The 20,983-nt window shown below is 32.4% G+C and carries 15 protein-coding genes; all 15 read right to left on the bottom strand.

All coding sequences use genetic code 11. The features are described 5' to 3' along the window. Nucleotide 1: 1 nt before the first annotated feature. Nucleotides 2-1,672 (bottom strand): formate--tetrahydrofolate ligase, encoded by a 1,671-nt coding sequence (locus tag DWW96_RS06355; RefSeq protein WP_117909826.1) that lies wholly within the window; start codon nucleotides 1,670-1,672, stop codon nucleotides 2-4. Nucleotides 1,673-1,683: 11 nt separating this feature from the next. Next, the gene (locus tag DWW96_RS06350; RefSeq protein WP_117909825.1) at nucleotides 1,684-4,359 is read right to left on the bottom strand and encodes a DNA translocase FtsK; all 2,676 of its coding nucleotides are present in this window, start codon (nucleotides 4,357-4,359) and stop codon (nucleotides 1,684-1,686) included. 78 nt (nucleotides 4,360-4,437) lie between these two features. After that, complete coding sequence (locus DWW96_RS06345) at nucleotides 4,438-5,310, bottom strand: undecaprenyl-diphosphate phosphatase (RefSeq protein WP_117909824.1); 873 nt, start codon at nucleotides 5,308-5,310, stop codon at nucleotides 4,438-4,440. Nucleotides 5,311-5,491: 181 nt separating this feature from the next. Next, nucleotides 5,492-6,163, bottom strand: a complete 672-nt coding sequence (locus DWW96_RS06340; RefSeq protein WP_022088500.1) for an ATP-dependent Clp protease proteolytic subunit — start codon at nucleotides 6,161-6,163, stop codon at nucleotides 5,492-5,494. A gap of 129 nt (nucleotides 6,164-6,292) precedes the next feature. Then, nucleotides 6,293-7,069: a phosphoribosylformimino-5-aminoimidazole carboxamide ribotide isomerase gene (gene hisA, locus DWW96_RS06335; RefSeq protein WP_117909823.1), complete on the bottom strand. Its 777-nt coding sequence runs from the start codon at nucleotides 7,067-7,069 to the stop codon at nucleotides 6,293-6,295. Between the two features lie 29 nt (nucleotides 7,070-7,098). Next, nucleotides 7,099-10,269 (bottom strand): ABC transporter permease, encoded by a 3,171-nt coding sequence (locus tag DWW96_RS06330; protein WP_117909822.1) that lies wholly within the window; start codon nucleotides 10,267-10,269, stop codon nucleotides 7,099-7,101. A gap of 25 nt (nucleotides 10,270-10,294) precedes the next feature. Beyond that, complete coding sequence (locus DWW96_RS06325) at nucleotides 10,295-10,993, bottom strand: ABC transporter ATP-binding protein (protein ID WP_022088497.1); 699 nt, start codon at nucleotides 10,991-10,993, stop codon at nucleotides 10,295-10,297. A 180-nt stretch (nucleotides 10,994-11,173) separates the two neighbouring features. Continuing rightward, nucleotides 11,174-12,454, bottom strand: a complete 1,281-nt coding sequence (locus tag DWW96_RS06320) for an aminotransferase class V-fold PLP-dependent enzyme (protein ID WP_022088496.1) — start codon at nucleotides 12,452-12,454, stop codon at nucleotides 11,174-11,176. A 63-nt stretch (nucleotides 12,455-12,517) separates the two neighbouring features. After that, nucleotides 12,518-13,708 carry a UDP-N-acetylmuramoyl-L-alanine--D-glutamate ligase gene (murD, locus tag DWW96_RS06315; RefSeq protein ID WP_022088495.1) on the bottom strand — a complete coding sequence of 397 codons (1,191 nt, stop codon included), beginning with the start codon at nucleotides 13,706-13,708 and terminating at the stop codon, nucleotides 12,518-12,520. 4 nt (nucleotides 13,709-13,712) lie between these two features. Beyond that, the gene (locus DWW96_RS06310; protein WP_117909821.1) at nucleotides 13,713-15,086 is read right to left on the bottom strand and encodes a hypothetical protein; all 1,374 of its coding nucleotides are present in this window, start codon (nucleotides 15,084-15,086) and stop codon (nucleotides 13,713-13,715) included. Between the two features lie 192 nt (nucleotides 15,087-15,278). Continuing rightward, nucleotides 15,279-15,482 carry a hypothetical protein gene (locus DWW96_RS06305; RefSeq protein ID WP_022088493.1) on the bottom strand — a complete coding sequence of 68 codons (204 nt, stop codon included), beginning with the start codon at nucleotides 15,480-15,482 and terminating at the stop codon, nucleotides 15,279-15,281. A gap of 21 nt (nucleotides 15,483-15,503) precedes the next feature. Then, nucleotides 15,504-16,970: a hypothetical protein gene (locus DWW96_RS06300; RefSeq protein ID WP_147339813.1), complete on the bottom strand. Its 1,467-nt coding sequence runs from the start codon at nucleotides 16,968-16,970 to the stop codon at nucleotides 15,504-15,506. A 135-nt stretch (nucleotides 16,971-17,105) separates the two neighbouring features. Beyond that, complete coding sequence (locus DWW96_RS06295; protein WP_022088491.1) at nucleotides 17,106-19,190, bottom strand: polyribonucleotide nucleotidyltransferase; 2,085 nt, start codon at nucleotides 19,188-19,190, stop codon at nucleotides 17,106-17,108. A gap of 343 nt (nucleotides 19,191-19,533) precedes the next feature. Then, nucleotides 19,534-19,800 (bottom strand): 30S ribosomal protein S15, encoded by a 267-nt coding sequence (gene rpsO / locus DWW96_RS06290; protein WP_022088490.1) that lies wholly within the window; start codon nucleotides 19,798-19,800, stop codon nucleotides 19,534-19,536. Nucleotides 19,801-20,062: 262 nt separating this feature from the next. Beyond that, entirely contained in the window at nucleotides 20,063-20,974 is a 912-nt protein-coding gene (locus DWW96_RS06285; protein ID WP_117909819.1) for a bifunctional riboflavin kinase/FAD synthetase, read from the bottom strand. Between the last annotated feature and the right edge of the window lie 9 nt (nucleotides 20,975-20,983).

The following is a 20,983-nucleotide window of genomic DNA, read 5'->3' as shown; positions in this document are numbered from 1 at the left end:
ATTAGAATAATCCTGTAATCTTTCCATCGTCTGTAACATCAATATCGTATGCTGCAGGATGTTTTGGAAGTCCCGGCATTGTCATTACATTTCCAGTTAATACAACAACAAATCCTGCTCCTGCTGATATATATACGTCACGAATGCTGATTTCAAATCCTTCCGGTCTTCCTAATTTATCTTTATCATCTGATAATGAATACTGTGTTTTAGCCATACATACAGGAAGATTTCCATATCCCATATCTTCAATCTTAGCAATTGCCTTCTGAGCTTCAGGTGAATAATTAACTCCATCTGCTCCATAGATTTCTTTTGCAACTGTTTCGATTTTTTCTTTGATTGGTAATTTGGTATCATATAATGGTTTAAACTTAGATTCTTTGTTTTCTAATGTTTCAAGAACTTTATTAGCTAAATCTATTCCACCTTTTCCACCTTTTTCCCATACTTGTGCTAATGCAAATTCGCATCCTCTGTCTTCGCAGAATTTCTTAATATATTCATATTCAGCTTCTGTATCTGTGATAAATGAATTTAATGTTACAACTACAGGGACTCCAAATTTCTGAAGGTTTTCAATATGTTTTTCAAGATTAACAATACCTTTTGCCAATGCGTCTAAATTTTCTTCTGACAATTCACTCTTTGGAACTCCACCGTTATATTTTAACGCTCTTACTGTTGCAACTAAAACAACGCAATCAGGTTTAAGTCCTGCCTGACGGCACTTAATATCCATGAATTTTTCTGCTCCAAGGTCTGCTCCAAATCCTGCTTCTGTTACTACTATATCAGCCATCTTTAATGCTGTCTTTGTTGCTCTTACTGAGTTACATCCATGTGCGATATTTGCAAATGGTCCACCATGAACAAGTGCTGTTGTATGCTCTAATGTCTGGATTACATTAGGTTTAATAGCATCCTTTAAAAGTGCTGCCATTGAACCTACTGCCTGAATATCCTTTGCAGTTACAGGCTTACCATCATATGTATAAGCAACAATTATTTTTCCAAGTCTTTCTTTTAAATCTGCTAAATCATCTGCAAGGCAAAGAATTGCCATAATTTCTGATGCAACTGTAATTACAAAATGGTCTTCTCTTACTGTTCCATCAACCTTTCTTCCAAGACCTACAATAATATTTCTTAATACTCTGTCATTGATATCCACACATCTCTTCCATACAATCTGATTAGGGTCAATTCCGAGTACATTTCCCTGCTGAATGTGATTATCAAGCATTGCTGCTAATAAATTATTAGCTGATGTAATTGCATGGAAATCTCCTGTAAAATGAAGATTTAAATCTTCCATAGGAACAACCTGTGAATATCCACCACCTGCTGCTCCCCCTTTAATACCAAAGCAAGGTCCAAGAGATGGCTCTCTAAGTGCAATTACTGCTTTTTTATTTAACTGACCTAAAGCCTGTCCTAAACCAACAGTAATTGTTGTCTTTCCTTCTCCTGCAGGAGTTGGATTGATAGCTGTTACAAGTACAAGTTTTCCATCTTCATTATCTTTTATTTTATTCCAATATTCATTTGAAATTTTTGCTTTATATTTACCATATAATTCTAAATCATCTTCTGTTAACCCAATTTTTGCTGTTACCTCTTTAATTGGAAGCATAGTAGCTTCCTGCGCAATCTGAATATCTGTTTTCATTTTCTTCTCCTTTATTGCTCCTCTTTTTTATTATTACCTGAAATATACTCATCAAATTGTTCCATGCTCATAAGTATTTTTCTAGGTTTATTTTGTTCTTCCTGTCCAACAATACCGGCATCGTATAATTGTTCCATTATACGTGCTGCTCTATTGAACCCAACTCTGAACTGTCTTTGCAGCATACTTGTAGAACCTTTGTCTTTTTCAATGCATAATCTTGCTGCCTGTTCAAAGTATTCATCTCTTCCATTTTCTTCTCCATCTTCTTTAGATGGTTCCGATAATTTTTCTTCAATGGAAGTTTCGTAAACAACCTCACTGCTATGCGATACAAGGTATTGAACTGTCCTTTGTACCTCTTCATCAGATACATATGCTCCCTGCAATCTTACAGGTTTAACATAGCCTGATGGATAAAACAGCATATCACCATTACCAAGCAGTTTTTCAGCTCCGTTCATATCTATAATTGTTCTGGAATCTGTTCCTGATGAAACAGTCAATGCAACTCTAGATGGAATATTTGCCTTAATAAGACCTGTAATAACATCTACCGAAGGTCTTTGAGTGGCAATAATCAAATGAATTCCAGCTGCACGTGCAAGCTGTGCAAGTCTGCATATCGCATCTTCAACTTCTTTTGCTGCAACCATCATAAGGTCTGCTAACTCGTCAATTACTATTACAATCTGAGCCATCTTTTCAGGTGGTTCATCTCCTTCGTAATCTCCTGCTTCAATTTTTGCATTATATCCTTTCAAATCTCTTGAGCCTGTTTGCGAAAATTTCTTATATCTTTCTGACATTTCAGCCACAGCCCAATTCAATATACCTGCTGCCTTTTTAGGATCTGTAACAACGGGATATAATAAATGAGGTATTCCATTGTAAACCTTAAATTCAACTACCTTAGGATCAATTATAATCAACTTAACTTCATCAGGTGTCGCTCTATATAAAATACTCATTATTATTGAATTTGTAAATACTGATTTTCCCGAACCTGTTGTTCCGGCTACAAGCATATGTGGCATTTTTGCAATATCTGCAACTACAACCCTGCCTGCAATATCCTTACCTGCCGCAAAAGCAATCTTTGAAGAATTCTCTTTTAGTTCTTTGGATTCTAATAATTCTCTTATATAAACTGTATCTCTTCCTTTGTTAGGGACTTCAATTCCAACTGCTGCTTTTCCCGGAATCGGAGCTTCAATTCTAATATCTGCTGCGGCAAGATTTAATTTGATATCATCTGTAAGTGCAGTTATCTTGCTAACTTTTGTTCCCATTTCCGGTTGTAATTCATATCTTGTAACCGAAGGGCCTTTACTTACATTTGTTACTGTTACATTAACTCCAAAATTCTGAAGAATTTGTTGCAATTTATTTGCTGTTTCCATAAGTTCCATTTTTGATGTTGGATTCTTACTTCCCGGATTTTTATTTAAAAGACTATATGTTGGTTTAGTATATTTCATCTTTTTCTTAACCGGTGCAATAATCTTTCCTTCTGATGATGCTTTTTCAGGTACTTTCGTCTGTGGATTAATTTCCTGTGCATCCATCGTTTCCTGTGAAGGTTTAATTTCCTGCATGCCATAAGGCTTTCTATTCATTACTTCTTTTGCTTCTTTTGAAACAAATATTCTTTCCTTAGGTTTAAACTCTCCATCATTTGCATGTTCATCCGCTATCGGAGTTTTATTAATAGGCTCTTCTTTAAGTTTCGCCGTAACACCACTTTGTTTTCCATATATAAACTGACCTGTCGGTTCTTCTTCTAAATCAATATGTCCACTATATTCCGGTTCTAATCCTTCTATATTAATTTCATGTACATTCTGACTTTCTTCTTTTATTCCTGAGACATTTATAGCATCTAAATCACTAAAATTGACAGGCTTTGCCTTTTCCATTTTTTTCTTTTCAACTTCCTCAGCCCTTACCTTAGCTTCAATCTCCCGATGAACTCTCTGAATTTCCTTTTCCTGTCTGTTTATTTCTTTTTGCTTCTTTCTTTCTATTCTTGCAACTTCCTGCTGTTGCTGAATATCCTTCATATCATCTCTTGCGCTTTCGTAAACGCTGATTCCATGATTTTTAAGCATATCTAAAATAGATTTTTCAGTTAATATAACAATTGTTATAATTGCAATTATTATTACAAACACATAGGTTCCTGCTATTCCAAATAAAGTTTTAAGGCCATCTCCTATGGCTCCACCTATAATTCCACCACCTATTTTATATTCACCACAAAAAGAGTAATATTCACTAACTGTAGTCTTTTGTACATTCAAAATCAAATGTGCAAAAACACATGCATCAAAATAAAGAATTAATGCAGTTACACTTTTAGCAACCGCTCTAACATCGCCTAAATTTACAAACAATATACCTGCTATAAAAAACAGCACAATAGGGAATATATATGCCGGTACTCCAAATGCTCCAAACATAAAATAACTAAGCATATTGCCTACTACCCCGCAAACTCCAAAATTACTTAAAAAAAGTAATAATGCTACCGCAATTAGAATCCATATGTAAATTTCTGATATTATTCTTATCTGTTCACTGGTTCTCGAATTTTTTGAATTGCTCTTACGGGTACCGGTGTTTCGTCCTTTATTTGTTGTTTTTTTGGATTTGGTACCACTTGTTCTTTTTTTAGTAGTAGCCATCATTACCTCCATCAAATTTTTATTATTCAATCAATTACTCTATTTCAGTCATTAAAATAATTACGTTAATTTTTCTTTTTATTTTACAAAATAACCAATAACAGCTATAGCGCCAACTAAATAGCAATAGTATGCAAAATATTTAAATTTCTTATTTCTTACAATAACAAGCATTGTCTTAATACAAATATAGCCTACAACTGCCGCTACTAAAGCTCCGGCGATGTAGCATCCTAAATCTGAAGATGTCATTCCATCTTTTCCAAAATCTGCGATGTCTAGCACTGCAGCACCCATTATTGCCGGAATTGACATAATAAATGAATATTTAACTGCAAATTCTCTTTTTAATCCACATAACAGACCCGCTGTTATTGTAGTTCCAGATCTTGAAAGTCCTGGTAAAGTTGCAATTCCCTGACATGTTCCAATAAATAGTGCATTTAAATAGCTTGTTTTCTTTGGTTTCTTTTTTCCATCAGGAAGATTATCTGAAATAAGAAGAAGTGTTGCTGTTATAATAAGACATATTCCGGGAACTAAAAGAGTAGTTCCTGCTTTTTCAACTAAATCTTTTCCAAAATAACCGATTATACCTGTTGGGATTGTAGATACTATTACCAGCATTGCGAATTTTCTATAACCATTACATATTACTTTTCTGTAAAATGGCTCATCCTGCATTTTTTTGCTGACAAAAAACTCTTTTATATTAAAGCAAACATCAACAATAATTCCTATTCCATCTACTATAAGACGTCCTATATCTCTCCAGTAAACTAAGAATACTGCCAGCAATGTTCCAACATGTAAAATAATATCAAATGAAAAACCGATATCTTCCATTCCAATTAATTGCTTACATATAGTCAAATGTCCTGAACTACTTACAGGTAAAAACTCTGTCAGTCCCTGCACAATTCCTAATATTATTGCTTTAAATAATCCCATGTATCCACCTACTACTTTCCAAATAGTTTTATCCTTCTAAAATCCATAAGTACATTTCATTTTACTATTTTTTCAATCTTAATTCAAGTTATAATACATATTAATGCTTGGCAGCTATAAAAGGTCTAAGCCCACTTATGAACAAACTCACGCGGACTTAGACCTTTTGCCCCTGACACCATTATATTTTTTTATCATCTATCATGGATTTTAATTTATTCATTGCCTCCTTTAAGCCACCAACTTCGTTTATTATTTTTTTATCCACTGTTTCCTTTCCAACAAGAATACTTCCAACATCTTTTGTAAGCACTTCAGTTTCTGTCATCAATGTTATAAATCTATGCTCAGTTATCCCACAATGATTAACAACAAATTGGTTTATTCTTTTTTGTATTCTCATAAAATAATCATATGTTTGTGGAACACCAATAAATAATCCATTCATTCTTACAGGATGTATTACCATTGTTCCGGTCGGAACAATAAATGAATAATCCGTAGAAACAGCTAATGGCACTCCTATTGAATGACTTCCTCCAAGGACAAGTGAAACTGTAGGTTTACTCATACTTGCAATCATCTCTGCTATTGCAAGTCCACACTCCACATCTCCACCAACAGTATTTAATATAACAAGCAAACCGTCTATTTCATCATTATCCTCAACTTCCGCAATCGTTGGAATAACATGTTCATACTTTGTTGTTTTCGTATTACTGCTAAGACAATCATGCCCTTCTATTTCACCTATAATATTAAGCAAATGTATTTTCTTATGTTCTTTATTTTTATCTAAATCAGTCTGCCCATATTCTATGATATCGTCATTTTTTTCTTTATTTTCACTCATAAAAAACCTCCATACTACTTTCTATAAATAGTATGGAGATTTTTCAAAATAATATTATAAACCACTTAAAAGATGCCAATCATAAAATGCTATACGATTGCACAAGAATAAAAATGTAACCTATCATTTTTATTCATTATATTTAGCAACTATTTCCTGATATGATAAATGTCCACCAAAAATATCCAATGCACTTCCTATTGTAAAATCTAATTTTGCATCACATATTTTTTTGAAATTATCTATCTGATCTACACTTGCAATTCCGCCTGCATAAGTAATTGGGTTTTTCTCCCACTTTGAAAGCAATTTTACTAACTCTTCTTCCATTCCCGAACCTTTTCCCTCCACATCAACTCCATGGATTAGAAATTCATCACAATATTTGGAAAAATGCTCCATTGTTTCTTCATTTAATTTAATGTTAGTAAATGTCTGCCATCTGTCTGTAACTATATAATAATCATTGTTTTTCTTTCTGCAACTTAAGTCCAATACGATTTTACTTTTACCTACTGTCTTTACAAGTTTGTCTAAATTTTCGTAATTTACTTCTCCATTTTTGAATACATATGATGTAACAATAACATGACTTGCTCCATTTTCAATATATTCAGCTGCATTTTCTGCATTAATTCCTCCACCTATCTGCATTCCTTCCGGATAAGCAGCAAGCGCTTCAAGTGCCTGCTTTTTTGAAGCCTCAAAATACTCGGAATCTGCTGCATTTAAAATAATAATATGTCCACCTTCAAGATTGTTATTTTTATACATATTTGCATAATATGCTCCACCTTTTTGTGACACAAAATTTTCCTGTGCCTTATTGCCTTTATCTTTAAGCGTTCCACCTACTAACTGTTTTACTTTCCCATTATGAATGTCTATACATGGTCTGAATTTCATTTTTTCTTCCTATCTTTCTTTTTTATTTACTATTCTCCACTTTTTAGTGATGTTGCCATATCAACTTTTTTCAATTTAAAATGCATCGAAATATTAATTATTACAGCAAATAAAATTGTTAATAATGTGCTATAAATGTAACCACGCGTTCCAATATTTCTTCCAAACATAACCATATCAATTTCTGCCGTCTGAATTACAAATTGGTGCAAAATTATTCCAAATCCAATGCCTATTATAATTCCTAAAATTGTGATAATGACATTTTCTCTGTAAATATAACCTGACACTTCCATATCATAAAAGCCAAGTACTTTAAATGTTGCCAATTCTCTTCGTCTTTCAGCAATATTTATATTGTTAAGATTATAAAGTACAATAAATGCAAGTAGTCCTGCCGAAAATACAAGTACGATTACAACCGTATCCATACTTTTCATCATTTCACTAAAACTATTATATGTTGTCTGTAAGAATGATACTCCTGCAACACCATCATTACTCATTATTTTATTTCCTATTTTATCGTCTATAACTCTGCCTTTTTTCAGGATACAAAAAGCAGTATTCATTTTTGCATCTTTCCCGGTTATCTGTTTATAATATTTTCCGGTCATATACATATAATGATAACTATAATTTTCGATTATTGCACTAACCTTTACATTATATCTTACAGTATCGCTTTCTTTGAAATAAATTTCATCGCCTACTTTGGCTCCGATTTTCTTAGCCATTTTTTCAGATATAAGCACACCATCATCATTTAACTTATATTTTTCATTTTTAGTTCTGCTCTTAAATGTAACGTATTTAGATATATCATCTGTGCTTTCAGGTATAACTATGTATGTACTTACCGTACTATTTTCCTTTCCAACATCATAATTCAATACATCTGCCTGTAAATTATCTTTTATATCCGAATTGCTGTTGAGAATCTTTTTAAGTTCATCCGTTCCATTCTTCTTAGTCCATTCATCATCGTATGTAACTGTCAAATCATAATGGAATAAATCATCAAACTGTATTGTTAATATTGAATTTATGGAATTTTTAACGCCAAATCCAACAAGCATTAAAGCCATACATCCACCTATACCAAACAAAGTCATGAACAATCTTTTTTTGTATCTAAACAGATTTCTAAAAGTCGATTTTATATTAAAACTTAGATGATTCCAAATAAAAGGTATTCTTTCAAGCAGCACACGCTTTCCGGCTTTTGGAGCTTCTTGCTGCATAAGTGATGCCGGTTGTTCCATAAGTGCTTTATAACACGCAAGTATTGTTGCACCTATTACACTTACTGCTGCTGCAAGACATGCTGTCACAAAATAATATCCATTTATAGGAATTTCTATTATATATAAATTCTGATACATCAATCTATACGCAGTTATTATAATCCATGGTAAAGTTTTGCTACCTGCTATACCTCCAATTATGCCACCTGCAATTGTTGCAACTGCTCCATATGCGATATATTTTCCGGCTATGCTTCCTTTTCCATAGCCCAGTGCCTTAAGTGTTCCAATCTGAACTCTTTCTTCCTCAACCATTCTTGTCATAGTCGTCAAACTTACCATTGCTGCAACCAAAAAGAATATAAGTGGAAATACTTTTCCTATATTTCCAATACGCTCTGCGTCCTGACCAAATTCAACAAATGACACAACCGTTTGTCTGTCCAGCACATACCATTCTTTCTTTTCTATCTCATATACTTTATCTTTTGCCTTATCTACTTTTCTTTGCGCTTTGTTAAGCTTTTTCTGAGCCTTAGCAAGCTTCGTATATGCCTTATCAACCTTTTTTTGTGCCTTTATAATCTCATTTTTACCATCAGCAATTTCTTTTTTTCCATCAGCTAGTTTTTGCTTTCCGGTTTCAAGTTTTTCTTTCGTATTATCTAATACTGCTCTTGATTTTTTTAATTCCTGCTTTCCAACAATTAAACTTTTCTTTGCTTTATCAAGCTTCTTTTTACTTTTATCCAGTTTAATTTTTGCTTTATTTAATTGTCGCTCATGTTTAGAAATCTCTGACTGTGCACTTTCAATCTGGCTCTTAACCTGCGGCACATCACTCATTCCCATTGCAGCAAATCTTTTTTTAGTGTTATTTAAATCATTTTTCCCACTTTCAAGTTCTTTTACTCCTGTTTTATATTTAGCATATCCACTTTCATATTGTTTTTGACCATTTTTATACTCTTTTTCACCTTCTTTCAATTTTACGCTGGCAGATTCATATTGCTTTTCCCCTTTATTGTATTGTTCAACTCCACTTTTATATTCTTTTTCCTGCTTTTTTAATTCACTTTCTCCCTCTTCTATTTTTTTACTATTTTCTTCTATTTCCTTCTGTCCATCATCCGCTTTTTTCAAACCTTTTTCGTATTTTTTATAATTTTTATCTATCTTTTCCTGAGCTGACTGAATTTCTTCATTTGCCACGTCAACTATTTCTTCGTATCTTTTTTGTTCCATAGCAGGCGCAACTTTTTTAATTTTATTTGTCACTTTATCAACATACTTTTCATATTTTGTTCCATAGCTGTCTAACTTTTTAGCACCTTTTAATGTAATATAAATATCAGAGAAGTTATCCATATCAAACTGATTTTTATTAATAATTATTAATCCATCAAGTTTTCCTGAACCTACTGTACTGCTTCCTTTGTGAAATGATAAATAATTACCTGTACAAAAAGTTCCTTTTACGGTATATTCCTTTCCCTTTACGTATTCATTATCAACTGTTATCTTGTCCCCTACCTTAATGTAATTATGTTCAGCTAACTGTCTATCCACAAGGCACTCATCATCTGACAGTTCATTCACATTTGTTTTCACTTTATTAATTGTATCCGTTCTAGACATCATTTTCACGGTATACTCTGTTTCTCCATTCTTAACTACCTGATCCACATTATATATACCTTCGATGTCTTTTATTTCATCTATAGACTTTAATGCATTAATATCGTTATTAGTTACTCCAAGTTCACTTACAACTCTAATATCATAAATGTTTTCTTTATCATAAATTGCATCCACGGATTTTCTCATGTCAGGTTCCGTAGAACGTATTCCAGCATAAAAAGCCACACCAAGGGCAACAATTAAAAGCAGGGATAAAAACCTGCCAAATGTCTTTTTTATTTGAACATAAAATTCTTTTCTTAATGCCTTCATATAGCTACCTCTTGATACTTAATTTTTACCATTCAATTTTTTCTACCGGAAGTGGATTTTCATTTATTGTCATATCACTGACTTTACCGTTTTTGATTTTAATTATTCTGTTTGCCATTGGTGCAATTGCCTGATTGTGCGTAATTACAACAACTGTCATACCTTTTTTACATGTATCCTGCAATAATTTTAATATAGCTTTTCCTGTCTGATAATCTAATGCTCCTGTCGGTTCATCTGCCAATAATAATTTAGGATTTTTTGCAATTGCCCTTGCAATAGATACCCTTTGCTGCTCTCCTCCTGAAAGCTGTGCCGGGAAGTTTTTCATTCTTTCCTTAAGTCCAACGCTTTCAAGAACTTTTTTTGCATCTAACGGATTTTTGCAAATCTGACCTGCCAGTTCTACATTTTCTAATGCTGTAAGATTTTGCACCAGATTATAAAACTGAAAAACAAAACCAATATCATGTCTTCTATATGTAGTTAACTCCCTATTGCTGTATCTGCTTATATCTTTTCCATCAACAATAACGTTACCGGAAGTCAATTTATCCATTCCACCTAAAATATTAAGTACGGTAGTTTTTCCTGCTCCTGAAGGTCCGACAATAACAACAAATTCTCCTTTTTCAAATGAAAAATTCATTCCATCTGCCGCCTTTATTGTTATTTCTCCTGTTTTATATTCTTTTACAACATCTTTTATTTCAACGTAACTCATAAATCGCACCTCCTAAAAGCATGTTTCATACTACCATCTACCATCTAAAATCTAATTTCTCTTATATATATATTAACTGACATTTTTTTTTCATTCAAGGGCAAAGTAACTTTGTTATCTTTAATAAAATTAAAGGTCTTCATGTTTAATCCATGAAGACCTTTGTTTTGTTTAATACATTTAAATTCTATTTAAAGCCTGTTCTAAATCGTTAATAATATCATCAGCATTTTCTATACCGATTGAAAATCTAATTAAATCCGGTTGAACTCCTGCTTCAATTAACTGTTCATCTGTCATCTGTCTGTGTGTATGGCTTGCAGGATGAAGTACACATGAACGTGCGTCTGCAACATGAGTAACAATTGTAATAAATTCAAGGCTGTCCATAAATTTAATTGCCGTTTCTCTTCCACCCTTTAATCCAAATGTAATTACACCACATGTACCATTTGGCATATATTTCTTAGCCAAATCATAATATTTGTTTCCTTTTAGCATCGGACAGTTAACCCACGCTACTTTATCACTGCTCTGAAGGTATGTTGCCACCTTTATAGCATTTTCACAATGACGTGGCATTCTTAAATGAAGTGTCTCAAGTCCTACATTTAACAAAAATGAATTCATAGGTGCCGGAATCGAGCCTAAATCTCTCATAAGCTGAGCTGTTGCCTTTGTAATATAAGCTCCCTTTCCAAATCTTTCAGTATATACAATTCCATGATATGAATCATCAGGAGTTGTAAGTCCCGGGAATTTATCTGCATGGGCATTCCAATCAAATTTTCCACTATCAACAATCGCTCCACCTACTGCCATTGCATGACCATCCATATATTTTGTTGTTGAATGTGTAACAATATCCGCTCCCCACTCAAATGGTCTACAGTTAATCGGTGTTGCAAAGGTATTGTCTACTATAAGTGGCACTCCGTGTCTGTGGGCTGCCTTTGCAAACTTTTCAATATCTAATACAACTAAAGATGGATTTGATATTGTTTCGCCAAATACCATTTTTGTATTAGGTTTAAATGCAGCTTCTAATTCTTCTTCTGTACAATCAGGATTAATAAAAGTTACATCTATTCCTTGTTTCTTCATTGTAACTCCAAAAAGATTAAATGTTCCTCCATAAACATGTGCTGAACATATAATATGGTCACCTGCTTCGCAAATATTAAATGCTGCATAATAATTTGCTGCCTGTCCTGAAGATGTAAGCATACCTGCCACACCACCTTCTAAATCACAAATTTTCTGTGCAACAATATCATTTGTAGGATTCTGAAGTCTTGTGTAAAAATATCCTTCTTCCTCTAAGTCAAATAATCTGCCCATCTGTTCCGAATTGTCATACTTATATGTAGTACTTTGATAAATAGGAAGTACTCTTGGCTCTCCATTTTTAGGCTGCCATCCTCCCTGTACGCATATAGTGTCTAAGTTTCTCTTTTCCATTTTGTAACCTCACTAACTTTATTATTAGCACATACTTTGTGTTTACCATCCCCGTATAGTTTTTTATAAACCTAAAGTGTGTTTGTACAAATCACCACGCTCTTCAAAATTCTTAAAATGATCATATGAAGCTGCTGCCGGTGACAATACACACGCTTGTCCTGATTTTGTAATTTCTTTTGCCTTATTTGTTGCCTCTACTAAGTTATTACACATATAAAGATTTTCTCTGCCTGATAACATGTCATAAATTTTTTCACCTGAAGCATACATGCAAATAACATTTACCTTCGTATTCTTTTCAAAATAATCACAAAGAATCTGATAATCAATTCCTCTATCCATTCCACCGATAATAATAGTTCCAATATTTTCAATACTTTCTACAGCCTGAATTGCTGACTGACATATTGTCGAAATTGAATCATCATAATAAGTAACTCCGTCTATTTCCCCTAAACGTTCCATTCTATGTGGAAGCCCTTCAAAAGATTCGATGTATTTTGTTACTTCTTTTTCATCTAATCCAAAGCACTTTGTAGCAATATAATATACTACATTTGCATTGTATTGGTTATGTATTCCTCTTAATTTAAGGAAGAAATCTTTTGCTAAATTTTTATCTGACATAACAACTTTTCTTGCATTTACCGGTATATCTAAATCGATTTCCTCATTTACAATAAAAGTATCTGTAACTCTCTGATATCTGAAAATATTAAATTTAGCATTTTTATATCTTTCCATTGTATCGTAGTAATCCAAATGTTCTTCATATAAATTAAGAAGGACTGCTATTTTAGGTGATGCCTTTGCATGTGCCAACTGATGGCATGACATTTCATACACTATTGTAGTATCATCTTTTATTTCGTCATATCTCTCAAGACATGGTCTTCCTATATTACCAACTAATACACAATCTACTCCACAATTCCTTAAAGTTGTGTACAACATAGATGCTGTAGTACTCTTTCCCTTTGTGCCTGTAATACCAATTATATTTTTTGCAAATTGTGCTAACATCAATTCCGTCTGTGAAGTAAATTTAATATTATCTTCATGGCATTTTATGCCCGGACTTTTAACAATTATATCATATTTATCACAATCGATATCTTCATATTTACCTTCAAAAATATCATATTCACAATCAATATTATGGTCTAAAATGAAATGTTCTGTTGATTTACCTTCTCTTCCATATCCCCAAATTAAAATCTTTTTCCCTGTTAAAATATCTGCTATTTTCATATAACTACACCACTTTCCTTATTTCCTTTACAAAATTATCCGGCACAAGATGCTCATCGCACCATTCACCTAGCAGTATCTTTAAATCTTCTCCATTATTCACAATATAGTCTTTATATTTTTCAGTAAGTTTTAGTTTTTCACCCTTTTCAATAATATATTTCAAGCTTGCCACAACTTCACTTCGTGTTCCCACACACTCAAATGGTTTGTTCTCATCTATTCCTACAAGTTCTCTGAAATACTTTTCTAAGCTCTCTTTGTTTAATAAATTTTCACCAAATACTTCTGTCAATCTCTCCTGACTTAAGAATGGTGAAAGAATTATATATACAAATAAACATTTTGGACAATCGCAACACCAAATACCTTTTTTACTTCCTGCATTACAGCTTCTAAATATTTCAAGGTACTTGTCACTTGATGCAAATATTTTTGCAATCTGTATTTCTGTAAGTGGTCTTAATAAACTAAAGTATCTTATGTCTGACTCCACTATGGTTGCAATGTAATCATTAAAATCTAATTCAAATTCATAACTTTTTGAATATTGATGATTTACTTTTGAATCTTTAACCGTTGATTCGTTTGCGCTGTTTTCATTTGACAAAGTTATATATTTCTGTCCGTTTAATGCAGCTGTTAATACTGAAGAAAATGCAACAATAGCAGAAAATGGTGTATGTCCATTAATATATCCCTCACTATTTAACTGTAACATTGTTTTATCTAATGTTCTCCTACAAAGAATATCTCCAATTTTATTATCAGTTACATCTATTACTTTCTTTACGGCTTCAATTCTGTTTACGCTGTAAGTTGTTATTTTCTCATCTTTAATTCTTTTAAGCACTTCTAATGAAACACATGAATCTTTTCCACCACCAATAGGCACTAAACACCCTTCATATATCCCATGCAATTTAACTGGCTTTGTACAATCTGTCTGTTCTTTACTATAATCACAAACTAAATGCATGAATTCTTTTTCATACGCTTCAATGCCATTAACATAAAAGCATTCGCCTAAGCCATTGTAATATAGTTTCTTCCACCATTGTAACTGTGTATCAGTCAATACTCCACACTTAATAATAACATTCTGTGGACATGCAATTTTCCAATAACTGACTAATTCTACCATTCCCAGATTAAAAATTAGTCTGTTTATTGCATCTTCATTTGTATCTTCAATATTCTTAAATGGTATCTTCCATGTTGGATGAAACTCTGCAAGTCCCGGCACAACAAAATTATATTTAATATCTAGCTCATTGCTATTTTTTTCAACTTCATAGGAATCAAAAATAAAATCTTTATATTCACTTCTTAACAAATCATATTTTTGCTGTCCTGTCAGTTCTTTTAGATTCTGCATATTTCTCTCCTACCTTACCGACAACTATTCATAATAATTAACATATGCTTATTTTTTGCTATTGAATTTGATTATACCATTATCAATATAGTAATTGCAATTGTTTGTGAAAAAATTCACAAAAAAAATGCAACAGTCCAACCAAATAGCTAAACTATTACATTTTTATATATTTTTTTATATTTTTTTATACTATTCCGGATTATAATCCTTCAGCATTATATGAGCAACAATTGTGCATATAGTAAATAATATAAAAAGTACTGCCATTAAAACTATAAACTGTGTTGTAGTCATTGGTATTCCTGCAAATACTACAACAATAAATACCACAAATATAATTGTAGCTATTATATTTGCTACTTTTCCTATTTTTATCTTTGTTTCCTGTGACATATTATTTTCTTCTTTCGTGTACTATTTTCTTTTCATCAATACAAAGCTGTCATTTCTTCCTATTTCTTCATATTTCTCGTCTATTATGTAATCTAAATCATTATCTGTTCCATCATTTTCATTATAAATATTATTTTCTCCATTTTCGACTATGTATTCTGCCTGCCCTGATTCAATATATTCCTTGAATTCTTCCTGCATTTCGTCATTTACACTGCACATCCAATCCTGTAGCATAAAATATTTATAGCATGGGACTATATCCGTCACAATATAATACTCTGATTTGACGTTATATGCCAACACGCTGTTTCTTGATTTTTCAGGAATTAATTTCGTTATTTCTTTTGCATCTTTTTCTATACCTGTTAACTTATTTACGTCATAACTAATCATGGATTTTGTAAAAATAAAAGCACATGATAAATTTAAAATGATTAAAATCAATGTAAATATTCCAAACACTTTATTAATAATCTTATTATTCTGCACCAAATCTGCTGTCATACCACAAGCTACTATATAAACAGGAAACCATATATACATATAATTTAAATTTGGCCTCATTCCTAATTGAACTACAATACCAACAATTGCAGATATCATAAGAGAAAGAGAAACAATTCTCTCTTTCTTATTTGTCACAAAATTTGAAATTGCTATCAACAATGACATTAGTAAATTTAAATTTACAATTAAAATTGTAAACACTCCTGCATTTAATAAAATTCCGTTTGTGTTTAGTGTATATTTTATATTATGTATAATCGTTCCATAAAACATTTCATATATCGCATTCTTTTTTATGTAATAAATTACAAAAGGCACTAGTACCAAAACTGCACCTATTATAAAATCCACAATATTTTTCAGTATATTGCTCCACTTTTTATTAACAGCTAATAAAACCGTCCCCGTTATAATCATCACACTTATTGGTAAAAAATTAGTCATTCTTATCAATACACAAACCATAAATGTAATTCCATAAAAAAAAGCATATTTAACATTATGTTCTATATCATTATCTATGTCGCATTTAAAATATTTGACTACAAAATACATACTCCATACCAAAAATGGTATACAGTAATCCTCTGTCATATTTCCTGCAAAATATATTCGATTTAATAGTAATGCAATTATTGTAATTATTATTGATTTTCTTTGGTCATTATAGAAAAGATCAATAATCTTATAACTACCATATAATGTTACTGTAAGAAAAGGTATTTCAATTAAAAGAAATCCTATTTTATTACCGGTCAACATCGCTCCCATCCATTGTATTACAAACATCAATGGTCCCTTATGTTCAAAAAAGTCAATATATGGAACTAATCCCTTTTCAACTAATATTCCCTCTAGCATATAATTAGCTGTATCACTATGACACCATTTATATAAAGGTGATGTATCATATGAAAACAATAGTAAAAAAACAAATGCTACAAAACTAAAAACAATTATTCTATTTACTATATGCATAGTTATATCTTTTTTTTGCTCTCTCATCCCTTCTCACTTTCCCTTTTACATTTATATTCATTAATACAAAATCTCCCGACTCATATCTATATCCGCAATAGAAAAATATTTGTCGGGAGATTATTATTTTTTTATTTACTGAGCATCTTTAATTGAGAAGCTTATTCTTCCCATCTTATCCTTGCCCAAGCATTTACATTTTACATGATCTCCAAGTGTAAGATAATCTTCAACATGTTCAACTCTTTCTTTTGAAATCTTTGAAATGTGAACCATTCCTTCTTTTCCCGGAGCGAACTCGATAAACGCACCAAATTCCTTAATGCTTACAACTGTTCCTTCAAGAATCATTCCTTCTTCGAAATCTGTTGTAATGATCTGGATATATTCAATTGCCTTATCAATCTGTTCTTTGTCAACTCCACATACAGATACAGCTCCATCATCTGTTATATCAATCTTAACGCCTGTTTCTTCAATTATAGCATTAATTGTTTTACCCTTCTGTCCTACAACATCACCAATCTTAGCCGGATCAATATGAATCTGAACAATCTTAGGAGCATATGCACCTACTTCTTTTCTAGGTTCTGCAATTGCAGGTTTCATACAATTATCCATAATGAAAAGTCTTGCTTCTCTTGTTCTCTGGATTGCACCTTCTACGATTTCTCTTGTAAGTCCATGAATCTTAATATCCATCTGAATAGCTGTAATACCTTCTGTTGTTCCTGTTACCTTAAAGTCCATATCGCCAAAGAAATCTTCGAGTCCCTGAATATCTGTTAATAATACATAATCATCATCTGTATCTCCAGTAACAAGACCACATGAAATACCAGCTACCATAGCCTTAATTGGAACACCTGCTGCCATAAGCGACATACATGATGAACATGTACTAGCCATTGATGTTGAACCATTTGATTCAAATGTTTCTGAAACTGTTCTGATTGCATATGGGAATTCTTCTTCTGAAGGAAGAACAGGTACTAATGCTTTTTCTGCTAATGCACCATGTCCGATTTCTCTACGTCCCGGTCCTCTTGATGGTTTTGTTTCCCCAACTGAGTATGATGGGAAGTTATAGTGATGCATATATCTCTTTACTGTTTCATTTTCATCTAATCCATCAATTTTCTGTGATTCAGATAATGGTGCTAAAGTACAAATGTTACAAATCTGTGTTTGTCCTCTAGTAAACATAGCTGAACCATGAACTCTAGGAATAATATCAACTTCTGCTGCAAGTGGTCTTATCTGATCTAAAGCTCTGCCATCCGGTCTCTTATGATCTTTCAAAATCATTTTACGTACTGTTTTCTTCTGATACTGGTAAAGAGCTTCTCCAAGTACTGCAAGCCATTCTTCATTTTCTGCAAATGCTTCTTCAAGTCTTTCTCTAATCTTGCTTATATTTTCTTCTCTTACCTGTTTAACATCTGTAAATACAGCTTCTTCCATCTCTGCAGGTGGAACAATCTCTTTTATTGCTGCAAATAATTCTTCAGGTATTGTAAAACTTTCATATTCATGTTTTGGCTTACCAACTTCGGCAACAATCTTATTTATAAATTCGATAATCTTCTGGTTAACATCATGAGCCATATAAATAGCTTCAATCATTTTAGCTTCAGGAATAATGTTGGCACCTGCTTCAATCATTATAACTTTTTTGCTTGTTGAAGCAACTGTTAACTGTAAATCTCCTTCTTTCCACTGTGACTGTGATGGATTAATGATAAATTCTCCATCAACTAAACCAACCTGTGTCATTGCACATGGGCCATCAAATGGAATATCTGAAATACATGTTGCGATAGCTGAACCTAACATAGCAACAATTTCAGGTCTGCACTGAGGATCAACTGATAATACTAAGTTATTTAATGTAACATCATTTCTATAATCCTTAGGGAATAAAGGTCTCATAGGTCTGTCAATAACTCTTGAAGTTAAAACTGAGTTTTCACTTGCCTTGCCTTCTCTCTTATTAAATCCACCCGGAATTTTACCTACTGCATACATTTTTTCTTCGAATTCAACTGAAAGTGGGAAGAAATCAATTCCCTCTCTTGGTTTTTCTGATGCTGTTGCTGTAGATAATACTGTTGTATCTCCATAATGCATTAATGCTGCACCATTAGCCTGAGCAGCAACACGTCCAACATCTACTGTAAGTGTTTTACCACCAATTTCAATACTAAAACTCTTGTACATTTTCGTCTCCTTTTCTCTATCTTCGTACCATCTCACTGATACATCTTTCCGACACATATAATGTGTCCTTTGAATGTCTTATATATCCGGCAAACACCGAAACTACTGAAAAAAGGGCGAATTACTTTTCGTCCGCTTTTTCAGTGGTCTCGGGTTTCAGTTTGCCAATTGGATATATTAACTAAGCAATCTTTTTTATTATAAACAATACGATACAAAAAAGCAACCAGACATTTACCATGATATGACTCTGTTTCATACTATAAATTGTCTCTTTGCATCAAAAAACTGCATCTTAACAATATGATTATCGTTAAAATGCAGTCTTTAAATAAAACTTATATTACTTTCTAATACCAAGTTTAACAATTAATGCACGGTATCCTTCAAGATCTGTTTTCTTTAAATAGTCAAGTAAACCTCTTCTCTTACCTACCATCTTAAGAAGACCTCTTCTTGAATGATGATCCTTCTGGTTAACTTTTAAATGTTCTGTTAACTCCTGGATTCTTGCTGTTAAAATTGCAATCTGAACTTCAGGTGAACCTGTATCGCCCGGTTTTCTTGCATATTCGTTAATAATTGCTGTTTTCTTTTCCTTTGTTATCATTACGACAACCTCCTTAATTATTTTAATATCGCCATACACTTAAGTAACGGTTGGAGTATCCAATACTTAGTGTAGGTTCGCATACCTTGCTATGTTATCATACATTGCAAGGTATGTAAACTAAATCTTTGTAAATTAGCGAAAATATTTAAATATCCTTCTATAACATACTAATATCTTTTATTCATCTTCTTTTTTTAATCCAATTATTCTTAAATAGAATTTTTTCAATTATAAAATGATATTTAATATTTTTATTAAATTATATTTTCATTTTTATTCTGTCATTTATATCCATAGTTATTTGTTTTTTAAGTTGTTCTATATCATCAAATTTTCTTTCACCACGCATAAATTCGTAAAATGAAACTTCAATAACTTCTCCATATAAATTGCCATGAAAATTTGCAACATATGTTTCAACCTTTGTAGGATTATTTTCCGAAATCGTCGGATTAATACCTACATTAGTTATTGAGCGATAACTTTTTCCATTTATGTTAGTTCTTGTTGCATATACACCATTTGGTGGCAATAGTTTTGTTGCTGCCGGCAAAATATTAGCCGTAGGAAAATTTATCGTTCTTCCGATTTTCTTTCCTTCTTCAACCTTTCCAATAACACTGTACGGATGGTCAAGCATCTCATTTGTTTCCTCTATCCTGCCTTCTATAATACTACTGCGTATTCCTGTACTGCTTATATCTTTGTCATGATATTTTTCTTTTTCAATTACATACAACTCATATCCGTATTTTTCTGTGTTTTCCTTCAGGTAATCAACATTTCCTGCACCCTTATTTCCAAAAGAGAAATCCGGTCCGCACACAATCGCTGTAGCCCCTAATTTTTTTTTCAAAAATTCATTTATAAATTCATCAGGTTCTAATGCCAAAAATTCTTTTGTCATTGGCATACTGCAATAAACATCAATTCCCTGTTTCTCACATAGAAGTCTTTTTTCTTCATCTGTTACAATTGTTTTTACTGTCTGATTATTCAATACATCTTTAGGTTCCGCAGCAAATGTCAGGACAACTTTACGTCTTCCATTTGCCTTTTTAGTCAATTCACTTAATAACTTTTCATGACCCTTATGTAACCCGTCAAATTTTCCAACAGTTACTATTGTATTGCTTAATTTTATCTTGTCTGTTGCTGACATGTTTATCATAATCCTACG

Origin of the sequence: Eubacterium sp. AF17-7, assembly GCF_003461285.1 — a bacterium.
GTDB classification, from domain to species: domain Bacteria; phylum Bacillota; class Clostridia; order Lachnospirales; family Lachnospiraceae; genus Eubacterium_U; species Eubacterium_U album.
The sequence above is the reverse complement of the archived record's forward strand: the minus strand, read 5'-3'. Positions and strand labels throughout refer to the sequence as shown.